This is a genomic window from Mucilaginibacter sp. SG564 (genome assembly GCF_013149275.1).
Classification (GTDB): domain Bacteria; phylum Bacteroidota; class Bacteroidia; order Sphingobacteriales; family Sphingobacteriaceae; genus Mucilaginibacter.
On sequence record NZ_JABGNA010000022.1, the window covers coordinates 26507 to 49273 of the forward strand.

General features: G+C 43.9%; 17 protein-coding genes. 10 read left to right on the forward strand and 7 right to left on the reverse strand.

Annotated features, from left to right (window positions below; translation table 11 throughout):
* Position 1: 1 nt before the first annotated feature.
* The 10 genes from FHW89_RS27705 to FHW89_RS27750 all read left to right on the forward strand — a co-directional run bounded on the left by FHW89_RS27705 (position 2) and on the right by FHW89_RS27750 (position 16428).
* A complete protein-coding gene (locus tag FHW89_RS27705; protein WP_172338293.1) occupies positions 2-946 on the forward strand; it encodes an efflux RND transporter periplasmic adaptor subunit in 945 nt (314 codons plus the stop codon).
* Positions 943-3999, forward strand: a complete 3057-nt coding sequence (locus tag FHW89_RS27710) for an efflux RND transporter permease subunit (protein ID WP_172338294.1) — start codon at positions 943-945, stop codon at positions 3997-3999. The genes FHW89_RS27705 and FHW89_RS27710 overlap by 4 nt, the downstream gene beginning before the upstream one ends.
* A gap of 297 nt (positions 4000-4296) precedes the next feature.
* A complete protein-coding gene (locus tag FHW89_RS27715) occupies positions 4297-4977 on the forward strand; it encodes a response regulator transcription factor (protein WP_172338295.1) in 681 nt (226 codons plus the stop codon).
* The gene (locus tag FHW89_RS27720) at positions 4974-6341 is read left to right on the forward strand and encodes an ATP-binding protein (RefSeq protein ID WP_172338296.1); all 1368 of its coding nucleotides are present in this window, start codon (positions 4974-4976) and stop codon (positions 6339-6341) included. The genes FHW89_RS27715 and FHW89_RS27720 overlap by 4 nt, the downstream gene beginning before the upstream one ends.
* Before the next feature lie 387 nt (positions 6342-6728).
* Complete coding sequence (locus tag FHW89_RS27725) at positions 6729-7436, forward strand: MgtC/SapB family protein (RefSeq protein ID WP_172338297.1); 708 nt, start codon at positions 6729-6731, stop codon at positions 7434-7436.
* A gap of 20 nt (positions 7437-7456) precedes the next feature.
* Positions 7457-10168, forward strand: a complete 2712-nt coding sequence (gene mgtA / locus FHW89_RS27730; RefSeq protein ID WP_172338298.1) for a magnesium-translocating P-type ATPase — start codon at positions 7457-7459, stop codon at positions 10166-10168.
* Positions 10169-10262: 94 nt separating this feature from the next.
* Positions 10263-11384 carry an efflux RND transporter periplasmic adaptor subunit gene (locus FHW89_RS27735; RefSeq protein WP_172338299.1) on the forward strand — a complete coding sequence of 374 codons (1122 nt, stop codon included), beginning with the start codon at positions 10263-10265 and terminating at the stop codon, positions 11382-11384.
* 18 nt (positions 11385-11402) lie between these two features.
* Positions 11403-14504 (forward strand): efflux RND transporter permease subunit, encoded by a 3102-nt coding sequence (locus tag FHW89_RS27740; protein ID WP_172338300.1) that lies wholly within the window; start codon positions 11403-11405, stop codon positions 14502-14504.
* Positions 14505-14516: 12 nt separating this feature from the next.
* On the forward strand, positions 14517-15806 hold the full coding sequence (locus FHW89_RS27745; protein WP_172338301.1) for a TolC family protein: 1290 nt from the start codon (positions 14517-14519) through the stop codon (positions 15804-15806).
* A gap of 304 nt (positions 15807-16110) precedes the next feature.
* Positions 16111-16428: a DUF1275 family protein gene (locus tag FHW89_RS27750; protein WP_371742499.1), complete on the forward strand. Its 318-nt coding sequence runs from the start codon at positions 16111-16113 to the stop codon at positions 16426-16428.
* Positions 16429-16562: 134 nt separating this feature from the next.
* Here the strand turns inward: FHW89_RS27750 and FHW89_RS27755 are convergent, their stop codons facing one another.
* The 7 genes from FHW89_RS27755 to FHW89_RS27785 all read right to left on the reverse strand — a co-directional run.
* The gene (locus FHW89_RS27755) at positions 16563-17531 is read right to left on the reverse strand and encodes an ABC transporter permease (RefSeq protein ID WP_172338302.1); all 969 of its coding nucleotides are present in this window, start codon (positions 17529-17531) and stop codon (positions 16563-16565) included.
* Positions 17512-18492, reverse strand: coding sequence for an ABC transporter ATP-binding protein (locus FHW89_RS27760; protein WP_172338303.1), 981 nt, complete (start codon positions 18490-18492; stop codon positions 17512-17514). Before FHW89_RS27760 ends, FHW89_RS27755 begins: the two co-directional genes overlap by 20 nt.
* A 23-nt stretch (positions 18493-18515) precedes the next feature.
* Positions 18516-19370, reverse strand: a complete 855-nt coding sequence (locus FHW89_RS27765; protein ID WP_172338304.1) for an NEW3 domain-containing protein — start codon at positions 19368-19370, stop codon at positions 18516-18518.
* A gap of 106 nt (positions 19371-19476) precedes the next feature.
* Positions 19477-20037, reverse strand: a complete 561-nt coding sequence (locus FHW89_RS27770) for an ATP-binding protein (RefSeq protein ID WP_172338305.1) — start codon at positions 20035-20037, stop codon at positions 19477-19479.
* Positions 20038-20421: 384 nt separating this feature from the next.
* Entirely contained in the window at positions 20422-21180 is a 759-nt protein-coding gene (locus FHW89_RS27775; protein WP_172338306.1) for a hypothetical protein, read from the reverse strand.
* Between the two features lie 150 nt (positions 21181-21330).
* A complete protein-coding gene (locus tag FHW89_RS27780; RefSeq protein WP_172338307.1) occupies positions 21331-22581 on the reverse strand; it encodes a HAMP domain-containing sensor histidine kinase in 1251 nt (416 codons plus the stop codon).
* Positions 22581-22767: winged helix-turn-helix domain-containing protein (locus tag FHW89_RS27785; protein ID WP_172338308.1), on the reverse strand; the 187-nt coding region annotated here is incomplete at its 5' end. The genes FHW89_RS27780 and FHW89_RS27785, both read right to left, overlap by 1 nt.

Sequence of the window (22767 nt, forward strand, 5' to 3'; positions counted from 1 at the left end):
TATGAAGACTTTATCATCGCCATATTTTAAATTTTTAACCTTCGCGTGCGCGTGCCTGATATTAACCATATCGGCATGTAACCATGATACCGCTGCCGCAGACGATGCCCCTGTACAATCACAAACACCGGTTACGGTAACTTCCATCAGTAATGGCACCATGGCCGATTCTATCACGCTCAACGCCACTTCATCGTTCATGCAGAAGAGCTATGTAAAAGCCAACGCCATAGGCTATATACAACGCGTATATGTAAAGCCCGGGCAATATGTAAGCGCGGGCCAATTGCTGTTCACCATAAAAACCAAAGAGGCGCAAAGCATTGGCAATACCATCAATGTGCTGGATACCACCTTTAAGTTTTCGGGCGTAAATCGGATCAAAGCATCAAGCAGCGGCTACATAACTCAACTGCTGCACCAGGTTGGCGACTATGTACAAGATGGTGAACAATTGGCCGCCATAAGTGATAAAGAAAGTTTTGCCTTTGTGATGCAGCTGCCTTACGAACTTCAAAGCACACTGCACAACAACCAGGATATTACTCTCACTTTACCCGGTGGACACACACTCAACGGTCGTGTAGCCTTAGTTTTACCTTCGGTTGATACCCTGTCGCAAACACAGGGTGTGGTGATCAGGGTACACAGCGCCGATCCTATCCCCGAAAACCTGGTGGCCCGGGCGCATGTCATTAAATCGGCAAAAAGTAATGTACCCTCGCTACCCAAATCGGCTGTGTTAGCTAATGAAACACAAACCGATTTCTGGGTGATGAAACTCATTAATGATACCACCGCCATCAAAGTGGCAGTACAAAAGGGAATTGAAACAGGCACTCAGGTAGAGATACTTTCGCCAAAGTTTGGCCCGGCGGATAAAATTGTGGTTACCGGTAATTATGGATTGGCTGATACTGCCAAAGTGAAAATTGTGAAGCCATGAAAAACCTGAATAACTTTTTCATCACGCATAAAAAACCTATCAGTTTGATGTTGTTCATCATATTGCTGGGTGGCGGTTTTGCCTATTCGCGCTTACAAACTTCCTTGTTCCCGGAAATCACTTTTCCTAAGATCAAGATCATAGCCGATGCCGGTTTGCAGCCGGTAAACAAAATGATGATCACGGTGACTAAACCACTGGAAAACGCCGTAAAGCAGGTGCCTAACCTGCAATATGTACGTAGCACTACCAGCCGCGGAAGCTGCGAAATATCAGCCTTCATGAACTGGAACGCGGATATCGACCTGAGTCAGCAACAGATCCAATCGCGTATAGATCAGATCAAGAATGACCTCCCGCCGGATGTGAATATCAGTGTCGAGAAAATGAATCCCTCTATCCTGCCGGTAAGCGGGTATACGCTGGAGAGCCATAGTAAATCGCCCATTGAATTAAAACAGCTGGCCACCTATACGGTAAAACCATTTCTGTCGCAAGTGGATGGCGTGTCCGAGATCAGGGTTATCGGCGGTAAAACCAAAGAATATTGGCTGGTGCTGAACGCCCAAAAGATGAGCTCATTGGGCCTTACGCCAGACATCATAACCAATACGATGGCGCAAACAGGTTTTATTAAATCAGAAGGCTATCTGTCGGATTATAAAATGCTGTATCTAACCGTGACCGACGCATCCGTAAATACCAGCAAACAACTGGAAAACATGGTGATCAGCAATAACCGGAAACGGGTAATTCAGCTTAAAGATATCGGCAGCATACAGATCAATCCCGGTATTGAGTATACCAAGGTAAACGCCAATGGTCATGAGGGTGTTCTGATCGCAGTGATCAAACAGCCCAATGCTAATTTGATCGACCTCTCTGATGCCATGACCCAAAAGGTTGCCGATCTGCAGAAGATCCTTCCGGCCGGCGTTACCATCAAACCATACTATGTTCAAGCCGATTTTGTAAATGCCTCTGTAAAAAGCGTAGGCGACAGTTTATGGGTGGGGCTGGCGCTCGCTATTATTGTAGCTATTATTTTTTTATGGTCGATAAAAGCCAGCGCCACTATTCTGATCACCATCCCGGTTACGCTTTGCCTCACCCTGATTGTTCTGTACGCCTTGGGTTATACCTTTAATATCATGACGCTGGGCGCCATAGCAGCAGCCATAGGTTTGATCATTGACGATGCCATTGTGGTTGTAGAACAGATCCACCGCACGCATGAGGAACATCCGGAAGAGCCAACCCTTACCCTACTACAACGGGCGGTTGATTATCTTTTCCCGGCCATGGTTGGTTCGTCCATCAGTACCATCGTTATTTTTATTCCGTTCATCATGATGAGTGGTGTTGCCGGTGCCTATTTTAAGGTAATGACCGACACGATGATCATCACCTTGGTTTGCTCCTTTTTTGTAACCTGGATAGGCTTACCAGTCATATACCTGTTGCTTACCCGCAACCACCAAACCAACAGTGTACAGGTAAAAGAAGCGCATGGGGTAAAACAGCAGCGCTGGGTATCGTTTTTCATTCTCCGTCCTTATTTAAGCATCATTATGATGCTGGCGCTTGCTGCCGTCATTATTTTTATTCCTGCCGGCTTAAAAACGGGCTTTTTACCAGACATGGATGAGGGCAGCATTGTACTGGATTACACTTCGCCGCCAGGAACATCGCTTGAGGAAACCGACCGAATGTTGCGCGACATCGAGAAGATCATCATCAAAGAACCCGAAGTGGCTGCCTATTCACGCAGAACGGGTACACAAATGGGTTTCTTTATAACCGAGCCCAACACCGGCGATTACCTGATACAGCTTAAAAAAGGTCACGATAAAACTACCGAAGAAGTGATCAGTGATCTGCGCCAGAAGATCGAATCGACCCAGCCTGCCCTAAGGGTAGATTTTGGACAGGTGATTGGTGATATGTTAGGCGACCTGATGACATCTACCCAGCCCATCGAGATCAAAGTTTTTGGCGACGACCAGGTTAAACTGCAACAGCTATCCAAACAAATAGCCGCCGCTGTAACCAATGTAAAAGGCACAGCCGATGTATTTGATGGCATTGTGGTTGCCGGGCCATCGGTAAACATTATACCCGATTATACCATGCTGGCGCAGTACAATTTGACGCCGGCCAATCTGCAAACGCAGGTACAATCCGCATTACAGGGTAATGTGATAGGTAGTTTGTTTGAGAAAGAACAACAATCACCCATCCGCATGGTTTATCCCGGTAATCGCTCTTTAGATGTGGCCAGCCTTAAAAAACTAACCGTGTTTTTACCCAATGGCAAACCATTGCCTATCAGTCAGCTGGCCAATGTGGAATTAAGAACGGGCGACGCGGAGGTACAACGCGAAAACCTGCAGGCCATGGGTGTTATCAGTGCCCGGCTGGATAATGTAGATCTGGGTTCGGTTATGCCGGCCATCAAAAAAAATATCAGCGCCATCAATCTGCCCACCGGATACCATGTGGAATATGGGGGTGCTTATGCCGAGCAGCAACAATCATTCAAGGAGCTGTTGATCATCCTGATTACTTCAAGCCTGTTGGTTTTTGGTGTGATCCTTTTCCTGTTTAAACAGTTCCGCATCGCGCTGCTCATCCTGGTAGTGGCGGTATTGGGTATCGGCGGTAGTTTCCTGGCCTTATGGTTAACGCAAACGCCATTGAACGTGGGTAGCTATACCGGCCTCATCATGATTGTGGGTATCATCGGCGAAAATGCCATATTTACTTTCTGGCAGTTCAGGGAAAGTACCCGGCATAAAAATATCAACGAGGCTATTATCTATTCTATCTCTACCCGTTTAAGGCCCAAATTAATGACCGCACTTGGGGCCATTATTGCCTTGTTGCCATTGGCATTGGGCATCGGTGCCGGCGCGCAACTTCATCAGCCATTGGCTATCGCGGTTATCGGTGGATTTCTGGCAGCATTGCCTTTGTTGTTAATCGTACTGCCCAGTATGTTATGGTTGCTTTATCGTAATCATACATTTGTGCATAGGCCGGTAACTACGTAGTTTGAGCGTAATTAAAGCCGGGTCGCAGAATTAACTCACCCGATCTACGCTGTTAATACACGCGTCATTGCGAGGAGGAACGACGTGGCAATCCCCAATCTGCAGAGCCACTCTGTGTAGTTAGGGATTGCCACGCTATCGCCCGCAATGACGCGTAGAGAAATAGCAGTCGGAGGAGGGGTAACGGGCGCAGCGATGTCGGGGTGAGTTGATATACGACTGGTTTTCCAATCATACGATCAAAGCCACAGCGGTTTTCCAAATATTATACAGAGATTTGCAGGTAAATGATATCCTATGCACATACTCGTTATTGAAGATGAACAAAGAGTAGCCGAGCTGATCAAAAAAGGGCTCGAAGAACACGGCTTCCAGATAACGCTGGCATACGATGGGGAGATGGGGAAAAAACTATCCCTGTCAAAAGAATTTGATCTTATTCTGATGGATATCATTCTTCCCAAGATCAACGGGATAGACCTATGTAAGGAAATACGAAGCTCCCGACCTGATATCCCAATTATCATGCTCACCGCATTAGGTACTACAGATGATAAAGTAGAGGGCTTTGATGCCGGAGCAAACGACTACCTGGTAAAACCTTTTGACTTTCGTGAGCTTCATGCACGCATCCGTGCGTTAACCAACCGGGTTCAGCACAATAATACTTTTAACCAGGGCTTTATTTTGCGCTTTGCCGATCTGGAAATGAACCTGCAAACCAAGATCGTGACCAGGAATAATGAGGTGATTGACCTCACACCTAAAGAATTTCGCTTATTGGAGTATATGATGAAGAATGCCCAGCGCGTTTTATCCAGAACCGAGATAGCCGAAAAAGTTTGGGACACCTTTGATTCGGGCACCAATTTTATTGATGTCTACATCAACTACCTCCGGAAAAAGATCGACAAGAACTTCGCTACCAAACTCATACACACCAAGCCGGGCATGGGCTTTATTTTCAAAGAAGGATGAAGATCAGGACCCAACTTTTATTGTTGTTTTTAGGATTGTTCGGAGTACTCCTGCTCGCGTTTTCCATATTTATATACTTATCCTCGGCGCAAACCCGCAAAGACGAATATTACAACCAACTAAAAAGGGAGGCCATCACCAAAGCCAACCTGCTTTTTGATGCTAAAGTTGCTCCATCGGTATTACAACTGATTTATAAAAGTTCTTCCAACGCCCTCTTTGAAGAAGAAGTGGCTATTTACGATACCTCGTTCAATTTATTATATCATGATGCCGTACAAATTGATAAGGTAAAAGAAACCCGGCAAATGATCGACCAGATCGTACAGCAAAAAGAGATCACCTTTGACCAAGGCCGTTTGCAGGTGGTGGGGCTTTTATACACGCATCATGGCAAAAACTATGTCATTACAGCGGCTGCTAATGATGAGTATGGTCTGCAACGCCTGGGAGAATTAAAAAACACGCTGATCCTGTCGTTCATCATCATTATCTGTTTTACCGTTATTGCCGGCTATTACTTTGCCGGCAGGGCCCTGAAACCCGTTGCCGAGATTATTGATAATGTAAAGGAAATTACGGCAACCCGCCTGGATATGCGCGTACCTGTTAAAAGTGAAAAAGACGAAATTGGTGAGCTGGCCATCACATTTAACCAAATGCTTGATCGCTTGGAGAACTCCTTTAACGCGCAAAAAAGTTTTGTTAATAACATATCCCATGAACTCCGCACGCCGCTTGCCACAGTGGTTGGGGAACTACAGCTTGCACTTATAAAAGACCGTTCCATAGCAGAATATAAAGAGGTGATTGGCTTATCGCTTCATGATGCCAAAAGATTGGTAAAACTATCCAACGGCCTGCTCGACCTGGCCAAAGCCAGTTTTGACCAAAAGGAGATCAGGATGAAAGAACTGCGGGTGGATGAATTATTAATGGATGCCCGCGAAACCGTTATCAAAACAATGGATGGTTTTAATGTGGATGTATTGTTTGAGCAGGAAATAGAAGATGATGATAATATTTCTGTGATGGGTAATGAATACTTGTTAAAAGTGGCATTTATCAACCTTATGGAAAACGCCTGCAAATTCTCGCCCGATCATCTATGCACCGTAACCATCACTTATCTGCAGGACAAGGTAATCCTGGTCTTTAAAGACAACGGCATAGGCATCAAAGCACAGGACATCCCGCATATTTTCTCGGAATTTTATCGCGGCACCAATAAGGATTTTACCTGGGGAAATGGCATAGGCTTATCCTTAACCGATAAAATAATCTCTATGCACGGAGGCAGCATTAGCGTAGCCTCAACAGAAAATAAAGGCAGCACTTTTACCATTACGCTCCACCACGTTTAGCCTTTATTTTTCTAATAAATTTCTAATAAATTTCTGTTTCTCCTCTAACGGCCTTTTTCAAAAAGTCGCCTTACTTTTGCTGCACAATAAAAAAACAACAGATGGACTCAGGCCCCGAATCGTATTTAAAAATTAATAGTTAACCGCCCGCCTATTACATAACCCTGTTATGCTGATGAGGCCGGCACAACAACAGCGTTATGTTCAAATTTCTGACTTTCAGCAAATTGAACCGCCACTATCTGGGAGATGGTGGAAGTTCAAACCATATGCCTGCTACAAATAACGGTGCAGAACAAGAAGTATTTTCTACCCAGATCTTTTTCAGCAGCCCCGCAGGCGAACTCTTCGATTACCGTCAACTCAAAAAAAGGAGGAAGATTCGCCATGCTCACAATTTATGATTTCACCTTAAGGCTAACTGTGGCCTTTATGCTCGGTGCCGTGATCGGTACTGAGCGCCAGTGGCGGCAACGGATGGCAGGCCTCCGTACCAATATGCTGGTTGCTTTGGGGGCATGTATGTTTGTAGCCCTTGGAGTACGCATAGGGGGTGATGCCACGGGCCGTATATCCTCTTACGTGGTAAGCGGCATCGGCTTCCTGGGTGCAGGCGTCATCATGAAAGATGACGTTAACATCAGGGGTTTAAACACTGCTGCTACACTGTGGTGCTCGGCAGCAGTAGGCGCATCATGCGGTACCGGGTTTATTGCGGAAGCTTGCATCGGGTCGGCATTTATCATTCTTACCCATGTGGTGATGCGCCCGCTTGGTACACGGCTTAGTCGTCTGCCTCTGAATAAAGACACCTCCGTTCCGGTGCACTATCTCATCATCATTAAATGCAGGCAGGAGGTTGAAAATCATCTCCGGGTATTGTTGTTGCAGTTTACCAATCATGATGAAAAGATATTGCTTCGTTCGCTTAAAAGTACCGACGATAATGACAGCAGCATAGCCGTTATCACCGCCGAGATCCTGGCTAATGGAAATGAAGATACCGCCATGGAAAAAATAGCAGGCCGCCTTACCATAGAGCACCAGGTTTATGAAGTAAGCTGGAATAAAGCCGGCCATGAAAACGATCTGTAAAACATATAAAATATTAAGTAATGCTCACTATCAATAAAGCCTCCCTAAGAAAAGTAGCCGCCGACAGTAAAAAAATCCTGTTGAGCGGTAATGAAGACGCTGCAGCAACCAAACTCAAAAATGCCTCAAGCCACGATCAGGATTTTTTTCTGGCCATGCTGGATAGCAGTGCGGAAGGATTGTCCTTAGCCCAGGCTAAGGATCGTTTGGACAGATTTGGGTTGAATGAAGTGCATCATGAAAAAGCGCCATCCTGGTTCAGGCAACTGGTTGAGGCTTTTATTAATCCCTTCATTGGTATCTTATTAATTATAGCGGCCATATCATTTATACTGGATGTCTGGCTGGCCAAACCCGGAGAAGCTGATTATAAAACCGTGTTCATGGTTGGTATTATGGTGATGACCAGCGCCATATTACGCTTTGTTCAGGAATATCGGAGCAACCGGGCTGCTGAACAGCTGAAAAGCATGGTTACTACCACAGCAACCGTTTTACGGAAATCAGTTGGTAAAAAAGAATTCGATATTAAAAAACTGGTACCGGGTGATATTGTATTTCTTTCGGCCGGAGATATGATCCCGGCGGATTGCCGCATCATGCAATCCAAGGACCTTTTTGTAAGCCAGGCCATGTTAACCGGCGAATCTTTGCCGGTTGAAAAAAGGAGCTTGCCTATTCGAGATGCCGAAAGTAAACCCTTGCTGGATCTGGATAATATATGCTTTATGGGCACCAATGTGGTGAGCGGTTCGGCTATGGCCATTTGCGTAAACACCGGCAATCAAACCTATTTTGGTTCGCTTAGTAAAGACATTGTTGGCAAACGGGCCGAAACCAGTTTTGATAAGGGTGTAAACAAGGTAAGCTATTTGCTCATCCGCTTCATGATGGTGATGGTTCCCCTGATATTCCTAATCAACGGCTTTGTTAAAGGTAACTGGTGGGAAGCTCTCCTATTTGCCATTGCGGTTGCTGTAGGGTTAACTCCCGAAATGCTGCCCATGATTGTAACCGCCAACCTGGCTAAAGGCGCCGTTAACATGAGCAAAAGAAAGGTGATCATTAAACGGCTTAGCGCCATTCAAAACATAGGCGCCATGGATATTCTGTGCACCGACAAAACAGGCACATTAACCATGGATAAAATTGTGCTGGAAAAACATCTGAACATTTTTGGAGACGAGGATGAGGAAGTATTAAAGTGGGCCTATCTCAATAGTTTTCACCAAACCGGCCTCAAAAACTTATTGGATGTGGCTGTCCTGGAGCATATAGAAATTCATGAATACCTAAAAGTAGAAGAATACTATTTAAAAGTTGACGAGATCCCTTTCGATTTTCAGCGCCGCCGGATGTCTGTTATCTTAAAACAACGAAACGGTAAACATTTACTCATATGCAAAGGCGCTGTAGAGGAGATGCTGGATTTGTGTAATTACGCATTTGACCCCGGTGAGGATAAACAGCTGCATATCGAATCAGACAAGGTTATGCCGATGGATGAAAACCGGAGAAACATGATCCTCAATACTTCTAAAAAGTTAAATGCCGAGGGTCTGCGGGTTTTATTGGTGGCTATTAAAGAATTTGACGACCGCGCCCTCACCTATTCTGTAGATGATGAAAAAGATATGATCCTTACCGGTTTTATCGGATTTCTTGATCCCGCAAAGCCATCGGCAAAAACCTCCATCGAGGCCTTACAAAAGCTTGGCGTTAATGTGAAAGTGCTTACCGGGGATAATGAGATCGTTACCAAAAAGATCTGCCGCGATGTAGGTATCCCTTACAGCCGGATCCTGCTTGGAAGCGACGTAGAACAAATGAGCGATGACGAGCTGAAACACCAGGTAGATGATGTTTCTATCCTCGCCAAACTTAGTCCGCTGCAAAAAGCACGGGTGGTTAAAATATTACAGTCCAAAGGGCATACTGTTGGCTTCATGGGCGATGGCATCAATGACGCGGCTGCTTTAAGGGATGCCGATGTAGGTATATCTGTAGATACGGCTGTGGATATCGCCAAAGAAAGCGCCGACATTATTCTGCTCGAAAAGGATCTGATGGTTCTGCGCAAAGGTGTGATCTATGGCCGCAGGACTTTCGGCAACATCATCAAATATATTAAAATGACCGCCAGCAGCAATTTTGGCAACATGTTCAGCATGTTGGGTGCAAGCGCGCTGCTATCTTTCCTGCCCATGCTTCCGGTTCAGATCCTTGTTCAGAATTTGCTGTATGATGTATCGCAGATATCTATTCCCTGGGATACTATGGATGAGGAATTTATCGAGAAACCCAAAAAATGGGATGCATCGGGCATCACCCGGTTTATGCTGTACATCGGCCCTATCAGTTCCATTTTTGATTATGCCACTTTCGCGGTTATGTTCTTTGTATTCAAGGCCAATAGCCAGGCTCATCAGCAGTTGTTTCAAAGCGGGTGGTTTATCGAAGGTTTATTATCTCAAACGCTCATCGTACACATGATCCGGACACGCAAGATACCCTTCATACAAAGCTGGGCTACTGCTCCTATCATCGCGTTAACTTCAATGATTATGCTGATAGGTATCCTGATCCCGTTTTCGTCATTTGCCGAAAGTTTAAAGATGCAGCCGCTGCCGCTGATTTATTTCCCCTGGTTAATTGGCATACTGACAGCCTACTGTATACTCACTCAATTGGTTAAAACCTGGTACATTAAAAAATTCAATCAATGGCTTTGATGCAATAAGTATTTCAGGAACAAGGCGCAAAGATCCGGGGAGGGCCATTCAGCAACACAACACTCATAACATATTTAAACCCCTATAATTCAACATGATGAAAAACAATTTTTATGTAGTCCTGTGCGCCATATGCACAGGGCTCATGGCCGTCTCGTGCCATGAACATAGCACAGAACAATACGTTAATTTACTTACAGTAAAGGGCGATACCATTACTGTCGCCCCTCATTCCCATTTAAAAGACAAGCTTAAAACAACTACCTTAAAAAACGAACCTTACAGTTTACAGGTCATCACAACAGGTGTTATCAAAGCTATCCCAACGCAATACGCCGAAATAGCGCCCCCTTTTCAGGGGAGGGTTACCAAAACGTATTTGCACTTAGGCATGAAAACCACACCATCAACACCACTGTTTGAGATCAGCTCACCGGATTTTATAACCGCGCAAAAGATCTTTTTCCAGGAAAAATCACAGATGCTGCAGACCCAGAAAACCTTAAAACGGCAACAGGATCTGATGGCAAACGGCGTAGGCACGCAAAAAGATCTGGAAGAAGCCCAAACCGCTTATGTGGTTGAAAAAAAAGAGTATGAAAATGCGGTTATCGGTATTAAGATATTCAAAGCCGATCCTGAAAAACTATCCCTGGGTCAGCCATTGGTGGTACATGCTCCCATTACCGGCGAAGTGGTGGATAACAAGGTGGTACTGGGACAATTTATAAAAGATGATGCCGCCAGTGTGGCCACCATAGCCGATCTGTCAAAAGTATGGATAGCCGGGCAAGTGAAAGAAAAAGACATACGCTATGTACATGAGCATGATAAGTGCGACATTCAGGTATCTGCCCTGCCCGGGAAACACCTCAAAGGAAAAGTATATCACGTAAATGATATGGTTGATGATGATACCCGAAGTGTACAGGTGCTTATAGAGTGCAACAATAATGACCATACACTTAAACCCGGCATGTATGCCACTGTTGATTTCATTGACGCCCCTACATCTGCCGTCCTTATTCCTCAAACTGCTCTGTTACAAATGAGCGGAACCAATTTCGTTTTTGTGACTTCGTCCGACGGAAAATATATCAAACGAAAAGTAGTAACCGGCGGAAACGACAATGACCGCGTAGTCATCACCTCCGGCTTAAAAAGCGGCGAAGAGATCATTTCAGAAGGCGGCTTTTACTTGCTGGAAGCCCGGTAAACCTATAACTCACATAACATGAAAAAACTAATATTTACCGCGATAAAAAAGCGTTGGCTTTTTGTGGCCTTATTTGTATTGCTGGCTTTCTTTGGTTACTACTCCTGGAAACAGTTGTCTATTGAAGCCTATCCCGATATTGCTGATGTAACTTCACAGGTAGTAACACAGGTTCCAGGCCTGGCAGCCGAAGAGGTGGAGCAACAGATCACCATACCTATTGAACGCGCATTAAATGGTTTGCCGGGCATGCACGTAATGCGTAGCCGCAGCATCTTTGGTCTTTCCCTCATCACACTGGTATTTGATGATGGGGTTGACGATTATTGGGCCCGGCAAAGGATCCAGGAGCGCCTGGCCGGCGTTCAGCTGCCGTTTAGCGCCGTTCCTGGTCTTGACCCCTTAACCTCACCAACTGGTGAAGTATACCGGTATATCATTGAAAGCACCAACCATGATCTAAGGGCTTTGACTGATCTGCAGCAATGGGTGATCATTCCCCGCATCAAGCAAGTTACCGGCGTGGCCGATGTAGCCAATTTCGGTGGCATTACTACACAATTCCAGGTAGAGATTGATCCGGACAAACTGGCTCAATATCATCTTTCGCTTACCGATGTGCAAACCGCCATCAACAACAACAATACCAACGCCGGTGGCAGTGTTTTAAACCGTGGCGAACAGGGATATGTGGTGCGCGGAATAGGATTGGTTAAAGATCTTCAGGGACTCGGTGATGTTGTAGTTAAATCGGTTAGCGGCGTACCTGTTTTGATCAAAGATATAGGTGAGCTTAAATTCGGTACCCTGGAGCGTAAAGGGGTACTGGGTTATACCGACAGAAAGATTGATCATAACGATGGTATAGAAGGGATCGTAGTGATGCTGAAGGGGCAGAACCCATCTGTTGTTCTGGAAGGTATACACCAGGCCGTTGATAACCTCAATAAGAATATACTTCCCGAAGGTGTTACGATCAGACCATATCTCGACCGTACAAACCTCATCAATAAAACCCTGGATACCGTTTCCCATACGCTGCTGGAAGGGATGGCCCTGGTGATCATTGTGCTCATTGTATTTTTGGGTAACTGGCGTGGCGCGCTCATTGTGGTTATTACCATTCCTTTGGCTCTATTGGTCGCCTTTATTTTGATGAAATTTACCAATATCCCGGCTAACCTGCTTTCCCTGGGAGCAATTGACTTTGGGATCATTGTAGATGGCGCCATCGTGATGATGGAAACCATTCTTAAAAAAAGAGAAAAAAATCCCGGTGAAGTACTGGGAGAAGCAAGTATAAGTACAAGAGCCCTCGAAGTAGCAAAACCTATCCTGTTTTCTACCATTATCATCATTACCGCATATCTGCCCTTGTTCTCTTTTGAACGTGTAGAGAAGAAACTTTTTACCCCGATGGCCTTCACGGTAGGCTACGCGCTTTTGGGTGCATTAGCCGTAGCCTTATTGCTTATTCCGGGTTTAGCCTATGCAGTGTACCGTAAACCAAGGAAGCTTTACCATAACAAATGGCTGGAGTACCTGTCGGCCAAATATGAAAACCGGATCACTAAGATCATGAATAAACCCAAGTGGGTTTTCATTCCTTTGGCACTGGCTTTCGCAGGTGCGATTATTTTGTCGATAACCGTGGGTAAGGATTTTTTACCTCCTCTGGATGAAGGCTCCATCTGGCTGCAAGTTTCTTTACCGCCGGGCATAACACTTCAAAAGTCGCAGCAAATGAGCGATGCCTTAAGAGCAGCCACACTTAAACATCCCGAAATTACTTATGTAACGGTTCAGGCTGGTCGTAATGATGATGGCACAGATTATTTTACCCCTTCACACTTTGAGGTCTCAGTAGGCTTAAAACCATACAACGAATGGGAAGGCGGCAAAACCAAGTATGACCTGATCAATGAATTATCAAAAGAATATGCCGCTATGCCCGGTTATTCAGTCGCTTTTACACAGCCCATGATCGATGGTGTAATGGATAAAATTGCCGGAGCCCACAGCGAATTGGTATTGAAGGTATTTGGCAATGATTTCAAAGAAACCCGCCGTATTGCCGAAGCAGCTGTATCTACACTACAAACCATAAAAGGCGCGGTTGATATCGCTATTGACCAAGAACCACCACTTCCGCAATTGCAGATCCAAGTAAATCGCGATGCTGTGGCAAGATACGGGCTCAACATGAGTGATGTAGCAGAGTTAATTGAGGTGGCTATCGGTGGTAAAGCCATAGCCCAGGTTTTTATATCAGATAAGGTTTACGATGTGATTTGCCGCTACAAAGAAGAGAGCCGAAATACTCCCGAAAAAATCGCCAACCTGATGCTCACTTCTCAATCAGGGGCCAAAATACCTTTATCGCAGGTGGCCGAAATAAAAACGGATATTGGAGAAAGCTCCATTTCCAGGGAAATGAATCGCCGCCAGCTTACTGTTCGCCTTAATTTAAGGGGAATAGATTTATCAACCTTTTTAGCAGAAGCACAGGCAAAAATAAACCAGCAGGTTAAATACGACAAAGAAAAATACCAGATAGCATGGGGAGGTCAGTTTGAAAACCAAAACAGGGCCTACGCAAAACTGGCAGTTATTGTGCCTCTGGCCTTGGCCATCATGTTCCTGCTGCTTTATGGGGCTTTCGGCAAATTCAGGCAGGCGGGACTTATCTTAAGCATTGTTCCACTGGCTTTATTTGGTGGTATGCTAGCCCTCAACGTGCGCGACATGACGCTGAACGTATCTTCGGCAGTAGGTTTTATCGCCTTATTTGGTGTTGCTATACAAAACGGTGTTATTTTGATTTCGCATATTAATGATCTGCGCAAAAAAGGCTCCGATATACTCCAGGCTGTAATACAAGGCACCAGGCATCGTTTCCGCCCGGTATTGATGACAGCTACCGTTGCGGCTTTAGGTCTGCTGCCAGCCTCGTTAGCTACAGGCATTGGCTCTGATGTACAAAGGCCATTAGCAACAGTAATTGTTTACGGTCTTTTTGTAGCCACCGCTATTACCCTGTTTGTTTTGCCGGCTTTGTATTACCTCATAGAAAGCAAATGGGGTAGCCGTGATTTTCAACTATCAATCCAAGAAGCTTAATCATAAATATTTATGAAATACATCATCAAATACATTTTAACGTTCGCATTTACCCTTGGTATTGCCGTTAATGTTTACGCGCAAATAGATACTATTTTAACGTACTCAAAGAACATTTCACTTATTCCATATCTCAATCTGGTGGGCAAACAAAACCTGGGATTGCTTGCACAACAATATAATGTAAGTATTGCCGAAGCGGGTATAGAAAGTGCCAAAATTTTTCCAGATCCTCAGCTATCTGTGGGCGCCTATAACAACCAGGAATCAAAACTACATTTAGGCCAGGGTGTAAATTTTAGTTTGGGAACTACGCTTGAATTAGGCGGAAAGCGTAGCGCCAGGATTAACCTGGCTAAAAGTCAGGCAGAATTGAGCAAAGCTTTACTAACCGATTACCTCCGGAACCTGAGAGCTGATGCCGCTATGGCTTATTATAACGCTATTCGGCAAAAGGATTTTCTTGTGGTACAGGAAAACTCTTATCAAACCATGAAACGCCTTGCTGATGCCGATTCTATCCGTTTTAAGCTTGGCGCCATCGCTCAAATAGATGCCAGGCAATCAAAATTAGAAGCCAGCAGTTTTTTGAATTCCGTTATACAAAATGAATCCGATTGGAAATCTGCTCTGGTACAATTGAGTGTATTTACCGGGAATAAAAATATGGACACCTTATTTGTTCCAGTTAAAAATTCCGATAACCTGGAACGAACATTCGTACTGGCGCAATTAATTAATAACGCCCAAAACAACAGGGCCGATGCTGTAGCTGCTCAAAACAGTAAAACTGTTGCCGAAAAAAACCTGTCGCTCGTAAAAGCAAACCGGATAATTGATTTAGGGATCAACACTGGCATGCAATTTAGCGGCGCATCTACCAATGAAATTGCTCCTACTCCTACCTATCACTCCGTTAATGCAGGACTCAGTGTACCATTAAAGTTCTCCAATCATTACAAAGGAGATCTGAAAGCGGCTCATTTTACCATTCAACAGGCAGCCGTTCAATACCACCAGGTTTTACAGCAGATCCAGGCAGATGTGACTCAATCGTATTTCAATTACAAATCAGCTCAAAAACAAGTTCAACAATACAAAAACGGTTTAATAGCAGATGCCGAGAAAGTGCTGAATGGTAAAATATACAGCTACAAACGGGGTGAGACTTCCTTGCTGGAAGTTTTGAATGCCCAGCGAACCTACAACGACTTACAAGAGAGCTACTATCAATCTTTATACAATTACGCAGCTGCATTGATCACGCTAGAACGTTCGGCGGGAATATGGGATCTTCAATAAGATTATTATGAATCGTTCTTCTTATGCTTCTTAGAAAAGTATTTAGCCTAAAAACAAAAAGCCTTCAAATGATATCATTTGAAGGCTTTTGCAATTGATGAAGCGGAATGGACGGGACCGGTTTTGGCTTACCCATGCGCTACTATATTCCTTATTGTGAAGTAATTATAAAATCCATTATCGCCTTTGTCACCCTAAATGTTACCCTATAACACTGATTCTATTTTAGCGAATTTTGGAAAGAACATTATCTAATAAGTCAAACTTAAGGAATTAATTTTGAAAAAGCATTGTCGGTTTATTTATAATTATTTTGCTACCGGTGGCCTTGCTTGGTTACCGTTATCATGGCAGTCTGCTGGCTAAGAAAATGTTTGTAGTCGGCCTGCTTTTTGCGATGTGCATTCAAAACGCCTTGGTTTCCATTATTTCCGGTTCTTTAGTCAGTACCGCCCACTTGACGGGCACCTTTACTGATCTCTGTATCGAGTTGGCGCAGGTATTGCAAAAATCAAACACTGACCGGCCTTTGCTTAAATCGCGCATCAGGCTGCGGCTGGCGATCATTTTTTTCTTTATGTGCGGCCCGTTCGGTGGCGCTTACCTGTTCCGTTCCTGCTAAGTTTCAATAAAAACAGACAGAACTGTTCGGCGAAACCCAACACTGGATTCAAAGTACTCATTCCAAACAGACTTGTCTGGGTTAAATCAAACGGAGTTTATCTACCCATACTTCTTACACCATTTGATCTCTCATCAGCTACGTATCTCACGCCGCATGAAAAAATAATAAGCAAATGCAAAACACCCTGCTGTTGATGCCATTAAACCGCTTACTTGCGGCCATACGATCATGACACTTTCCTTAAACGGCAATGGCGCTGGTATGGCGCCCGCCATTTGCTCCATGGTTACAGGACCAAGGCTGCGAACCGATGGCATCAGCAAAGTCGTAACGGCATCTGAGTAAAGCTGATTAGGGGCGATGCGTTGCAGATTCAAAATAAGATCATTATAACTGATGATTTCTGCCTGGCTAAGATAAGCTGGATCAGGTAAGAAGGACTTGACAATAAGATTAATGACAATTTGGTAAAATATTGTAAAGAATAACCAGATCCCGATGGCCGTAAGTGCAGAAGTTGCCGCTTGCTTAAACAGGATGGAAAGCACGATGGATAAACTTAACCAAAAAGCCACATAAACAATAGTGATCACAATAAACCCCAGTATGCGAAGCAGCTCCTGCGGCTCCATGCGCACACCGGTCAATACTAATCCACCGCCTATCATCAGCAAAGCTAATGCAACAAACAAACCGCTAACGATAACCAGGGCGCTCACAAATTTCGCCAGCAGCAAATTATCCCGGTAAATGGGCTGCGCCATCAGGCGGGTCAAAGTACCGCTGTTCTGCTCGGAATTAACAGCGTCAAAACCTAAACAGATACCCAGTAACGGTGCCAGAAAACTCAGGAACACATGAAATGGCGGGATGGAATTATCGGTTGTGGTTAACAATTTCAGATATAAAAAAAGATGATCCGGATCTTTTGTATTTCCTATTGCTGATTTGATATTCGCCAGCGATACGTACATCGCGGCGATAAAAGTAAGCACAATAAGCGCAATCAGTATGCTGAAGCGCCAGCTGCGTATATGATCAGCTATTTCCTTATGAATCATAACTCCAAAAGGCCCCGGATCAAGAGATTGACTTTTCATAGCTTGTATTTTTAGTACTATTTGATTCAAAATATTTCTGGTAAATATCGTCGAGTCCATAATTTTTTTGATTGACACCGATTACATCGTAGCCTTTTCCAACCAGAAAGCGAACAAGAGCTGCAGTTACATCGCGGCTGCTGGTAAATTCCAGTTCATTTTCGTGGATGCGAATCTGGGTAATGGCTTCCCATGCCTGGAGTTCCGGCTCCTGCTGCCAGGGTTGTGAAACGGGTTGTGCTACCCTGATTGAAGTGACATGGCTATCGGCGCCGAATAGTTGACCGGACAGCGCGCCGATATCTCCCTGTGCCAGCAATTGGCCCTTCACAAAAATCCCAACCCGGTCGCACACCTGTTGGACGTGGTGTAAATGGTGCGATGAGAGTAAAACGGTAAGTCCCTGCTGCCGGCTCAACTGTTTGATGAGCGCCAAAAAGTCTCTTACGCCGGTTGGGTCTATACCAAGCGTTGGCTCATCCAGGATAATGACCTCGGGGTTCTTGATCAGCACATCGGCCAGACCAAGTCGCTGTTTCATGCCTCGGGAAAAAGCCGAAGTCTTTTTATGTTGGTCTGCAGCAAGTCCCACAATCTCCAGCACTTCGGCCGAACGCTTTTTTAGTTCATTTTCCGGTACGCCGTTCAGTCTGCCGATATACACCAGGTTTTCCAGCGCGGTCATGTTATCATAAAAACCGACGCTATCAGGCATATAACCCACTTTTTTCTTAACCGAAATAGGGTTGCTGGTAGCGTTATGCCCGCAAACAAAAGCGGTACCGCTCGTCGGGTCGGTAAGCCCGAGCATCATCAATATGGTGGTAGTTTTGCCTGCGCCATTAGGCCCCAGCAATCCGAAGATCTCGCCCTTGTTTATATCAAGGTTTAAACCATCTACCGCTTTAACAGCGCCATACTGTTTGGTTAAGCCCTTTAATTGTATAATAGGATCTTTCATTGGTAAAAAATGGATTGGCTATTTTATCTTCTGCCATATTTACGAATGAGATAATAAACGATGCCAATGGCCAATAGAATGACCAAAACGCCGATCCAGCCGGAAAGCAAGGACGTTTTGACCGCCAGTCGGAAAGCGATCTGTGAGTTGGTATTGCTATTAGTTGCCGAAAAATTAGCAGCATAGTCCCCGGCAATGGTTTTGTCCGGCACTTTTACGGTCGCTTTAACATCGATGGTTTTCCCGGCTTCCAGTTGTTTGATACTCGCGGGTTCAAAAGTAGATTCCCAGCCGGTAGGCAATTGTGCGGTAACCTGCAGGTCATTCAACGGCAGGGAGCCGGTATTTTTGACGGTTAGCTGCAACTCTTTTTGGCTGCCCGAGGTTACTTCGTCGCTTAATCTTCCGGTAGGTGTGCTTAATGTCAAGCTGTAGGAGCCTTTAACTACGGCTTCCAGGTTCAGCGATAGGGTATCGGAACCGGATACGGCCCTGATCGGAACCTTGTATTTTTTCGGGGAGGCGGTAGCCGTGGCATTAATCTCGATGGCGATATCCTGGGTTTTGCCGGCATCCATATTAATGGAAGTTACCTGGCTACCGTCCACTTTATAAGCGATTGCCCAGCCAAAGGGAATATCGGTTTTAAGTTCGTAGATCTTGGCGCTGGCCGAGCCGTTATGGAGCGTCGTGCTGTAACGGAAGGTTTCATTGGTTGCGGCCTCGATGTTCATCAGTTTGGCGGTAAAGCCCGACTTGCCAGCCGGCCAGGTGACTGGTTGTTGTGCCTGTGATTCGAAGGCGGATACCAGAAATAATAAAAGAAATGTAAATCTGCGCGCTACGCTTAAATGGGTAATAGTGATTTGGGGTAACATGATCTAACAACTAAAATGGTTAATGATAGCTTTCAAAAATGCTTTTTCGATAATGGTTTAATGTTTAAAAATTGATGGTTCAAAGAAAAAAATCAGCCAAAAAATTTCAAATAGTTTTAACACTTTTTAACAATTTAGATATTAGCCTGGACGAGTAAGCCGTGACATTCATTGTTGCCGAGTTATAAAGATCGGGTACCGGATAGAAACCCTTAACGCAGGTTTGGATATAGGAATCTGCTAACAAGTCATCACGCTTTAATTCAGTAAAATCCAAAGGGAGTAATTTGAATAGGGCTATCCTGCCGGCCAGGGTTTGAGTAATGCTATTTAACAAATGGAAGTTTTGTGAGCCCGATAGAATATATTGTCCCATTATTTTGGATTCATCAACCCTGCTCTGTATATAAGAAAACAAAGCTGGCGCTCGTTGCACCTCATCCAAAATAACTTTCTGATCGTATTGATTCAAAAAAGCAATAGGATCTTCTAATGCGAATAAACGTGTATTTGGATTTTCCAGTGTTACATAACGATAATCACTAAAAAGCTCTTTTAATAAGGTTGTCTTACCTGATTGCCGGGGACCAGTAACAGCTAAAACAGGAAATTTTGTTTGTTGGGCCTTAATAATAGGTGCTATCTGCCTTGGTATAAATTTGCTCATCTCTTATGAAATTACAGACAAAGTTGCAATTTACATAGCAAAAACTTTCAATTTGCATGACTTTAATTGGCAATATACATAAAATGGAGATTTATACTAAACTATGGATGATAACCAATTCTGCTAGAAAGTAAAGGATACCAAATCCCCGCATGTCCGTGGGGATTCTAAACATTCACAACAATTCAATTTCGCCAAGGAGGATGCCGTACCCGATCTCGATTTGAATGAAGTGATCGGAAAATCAGTAAAAGGGGAGGGATCCGTAATGCCGGCACCCAAGCGCAGTGCCTTTGTTATCCTCGAAAAGAAAAGATGATGATTAAACATGGGTTGCTTTGCGTTGTTTAAATGAAGTAGCAATTGATGAAGAGTTGAGATTATTTAAAACCTTCTGCCTATAATGATTTTGATAATGGCCTTATCTGCATTTTGTGTAAAGCCATAACCTATTCCCCCATTAAATTCCCATTGCGGATCAAAATTTAGATCGGTTGCTACGAATAACTGGTGATCCTGTTGTTTGAAAATGTCATAATGAAAAAAGGGCCCAGTACTACCATAATATTCTAATCCGAGGGCAACAACTTTGGTTACATCATAGCTGCCTTTAACATTAGGTGAAAAGGTAAATCCCCGGTTTTCATCCGGGCCTTTAAAGCTTTTCTCCAGTGTTGGGTTAATGGAAATATAAAATTTATTCCATTTTTTATCTACAATGGGTCTTATTTCCAACGTGCTGGTATTTGCTGAAAATGCACTTTTCTGAAAGCCAAATTCGGTCGAAATACTCACACCTATGGGCCAGTTCCAGCTTTGCGGTGCGGCAACTCTTGGTCTGATATGCGAGCCTACGTAAGCAGTGCGTCCGGCATCTCCCACAGAATTGAAAAAATAAAAACCGGTTTCGAACCAAGTAGTCCAGCCATGGGTTATCTCAATGGTTTCATGTTCTACATGATTTGTTGGAAGCTCACCATTAGTGATAGTTTTACTTCCATTGAGGGTAAAATTACTGTGCAGCTCCAACATTGTTCTACCCTTTTCAACTGTTTCAGAACCATAAACCTGGATCTCATAATTGTCCTGTGCTTTAAGTTTCAGGATAGAAAACATAAGGATTAGCAAGCATAGATATTTCATTAGTATTTAGCTTTAAAACGCATGTAAAATCACATTCGTCCTAAAACTATCTCCGCAATCTGAAGCAAAATTGTAGTTGGATGGTAGATCTTAATTGTATTAAAAAATTGACAGAACAGGGACTTTTAATCTTGGATTACCTAAGGTTTTTCAGAACTTGAGGATAAAAGTGTGCCACCCGGAATCATACTCATAGTGAATACCATAACCATAATGCTGACAGATATTTTTAACCAGCGTTAATCCAAGACCAGTACCCTGCGATTCTTTCCCTTTTTGAAAACGTTCGAAGATCAATTGTTCATTTAATGAATAATTGGCTCCGGTATTCTTAATGGATAATTGCTCTCCGTGCAATTCAATAATAACTACGCCGCCAGTGTTATTATGCCTGATCGCATTACTAAAGAGGTTATTTAATAAGATGTCGACCAGGTATTTACTGGCCAGCAACTGTTTGGGTTGTAAATTATGCTCAAACGAAAGGTATTTAGTTTGCATCAGTTCTTGAAACTGCAGCATTTTTTCCGACAACACAGTCTTCAGATTAATCGATTCATTATCAGTAATCAATTTGTTTTCCAGTTTGGCCAGCAATAATAACGATTGATTAAGTCGGGTGGATTTATTGATAGACCCGTAAATGTCCGTAATCTGCTCCAATTGTCCGGCGCTTAATGTTTCATCCTGGATCAGTGTATCCAGTTTCGTAGTCACTACAGCCAAGGGCGTCATCATTTCGTGGGAGGCATTCTCCGTAAATTGCTTCAGGTTCAGGTAATCATAGGTAACTCTTAACGACATTTCCCTAATAGCTTCGTTCAGTTCAGCAAATTCCGTCACCTTACTTGGTTTTCCTTTAAACTGGTCAACATCTGCGATATTGAATTGCTTGATTTCTTTTAAAGTCAACTGAAATGGTTTCCAAAGACCATTGAGCATATACTTATTGATAATAAATAACACCAACAAAAGGCCTGCAAGCAGCACTAATGTAATGATGGTAATAACCTCTATGAGATATTTTTGCCCTGCTCTGGAAATGGTTATAACAACTTTGTAGTTCGTATGCTTTAATTTCACTAGGTCTTCAACCGCACGTCCAGCTTCTTTTCGCTGCGCTTTTGGATTGAAATAGGTAGTATCAAAAAAACGTTTCTGCAATTTTTGCTCATTGGTTCTGGTAAATACAGCATGATCACGGTCGAGGTCATATTGTTGCGGGTCCTGGTTACTGCTCCTTACATACTCCTCTGCTTCTATCAATTGCTGCTGAAGCCCCTGGTCCAGTTGTTGCTGAGCAATGTAATTAATTGCAAAATAATAGATAATCGCCCCGGCCAGTAAGACGGTCAAGGTTATATAAATACTCGTCCTGGTATAATGTGCCGATAATTTCATTACCCCATAAATTTATAACCAATCCCATAAATAGAAGTTAAATAATCCTTCCCCCCCGCATCCATCAGTTTCCTGCGCAGGTTTTTGACGTGGGTATAAATAAAATCAAAATTATCATGCATATCCATTTCATCGCCCCATAAATGTTCAGCTATGGCATTTTTAGAGATAACTTTTCCCTTATTG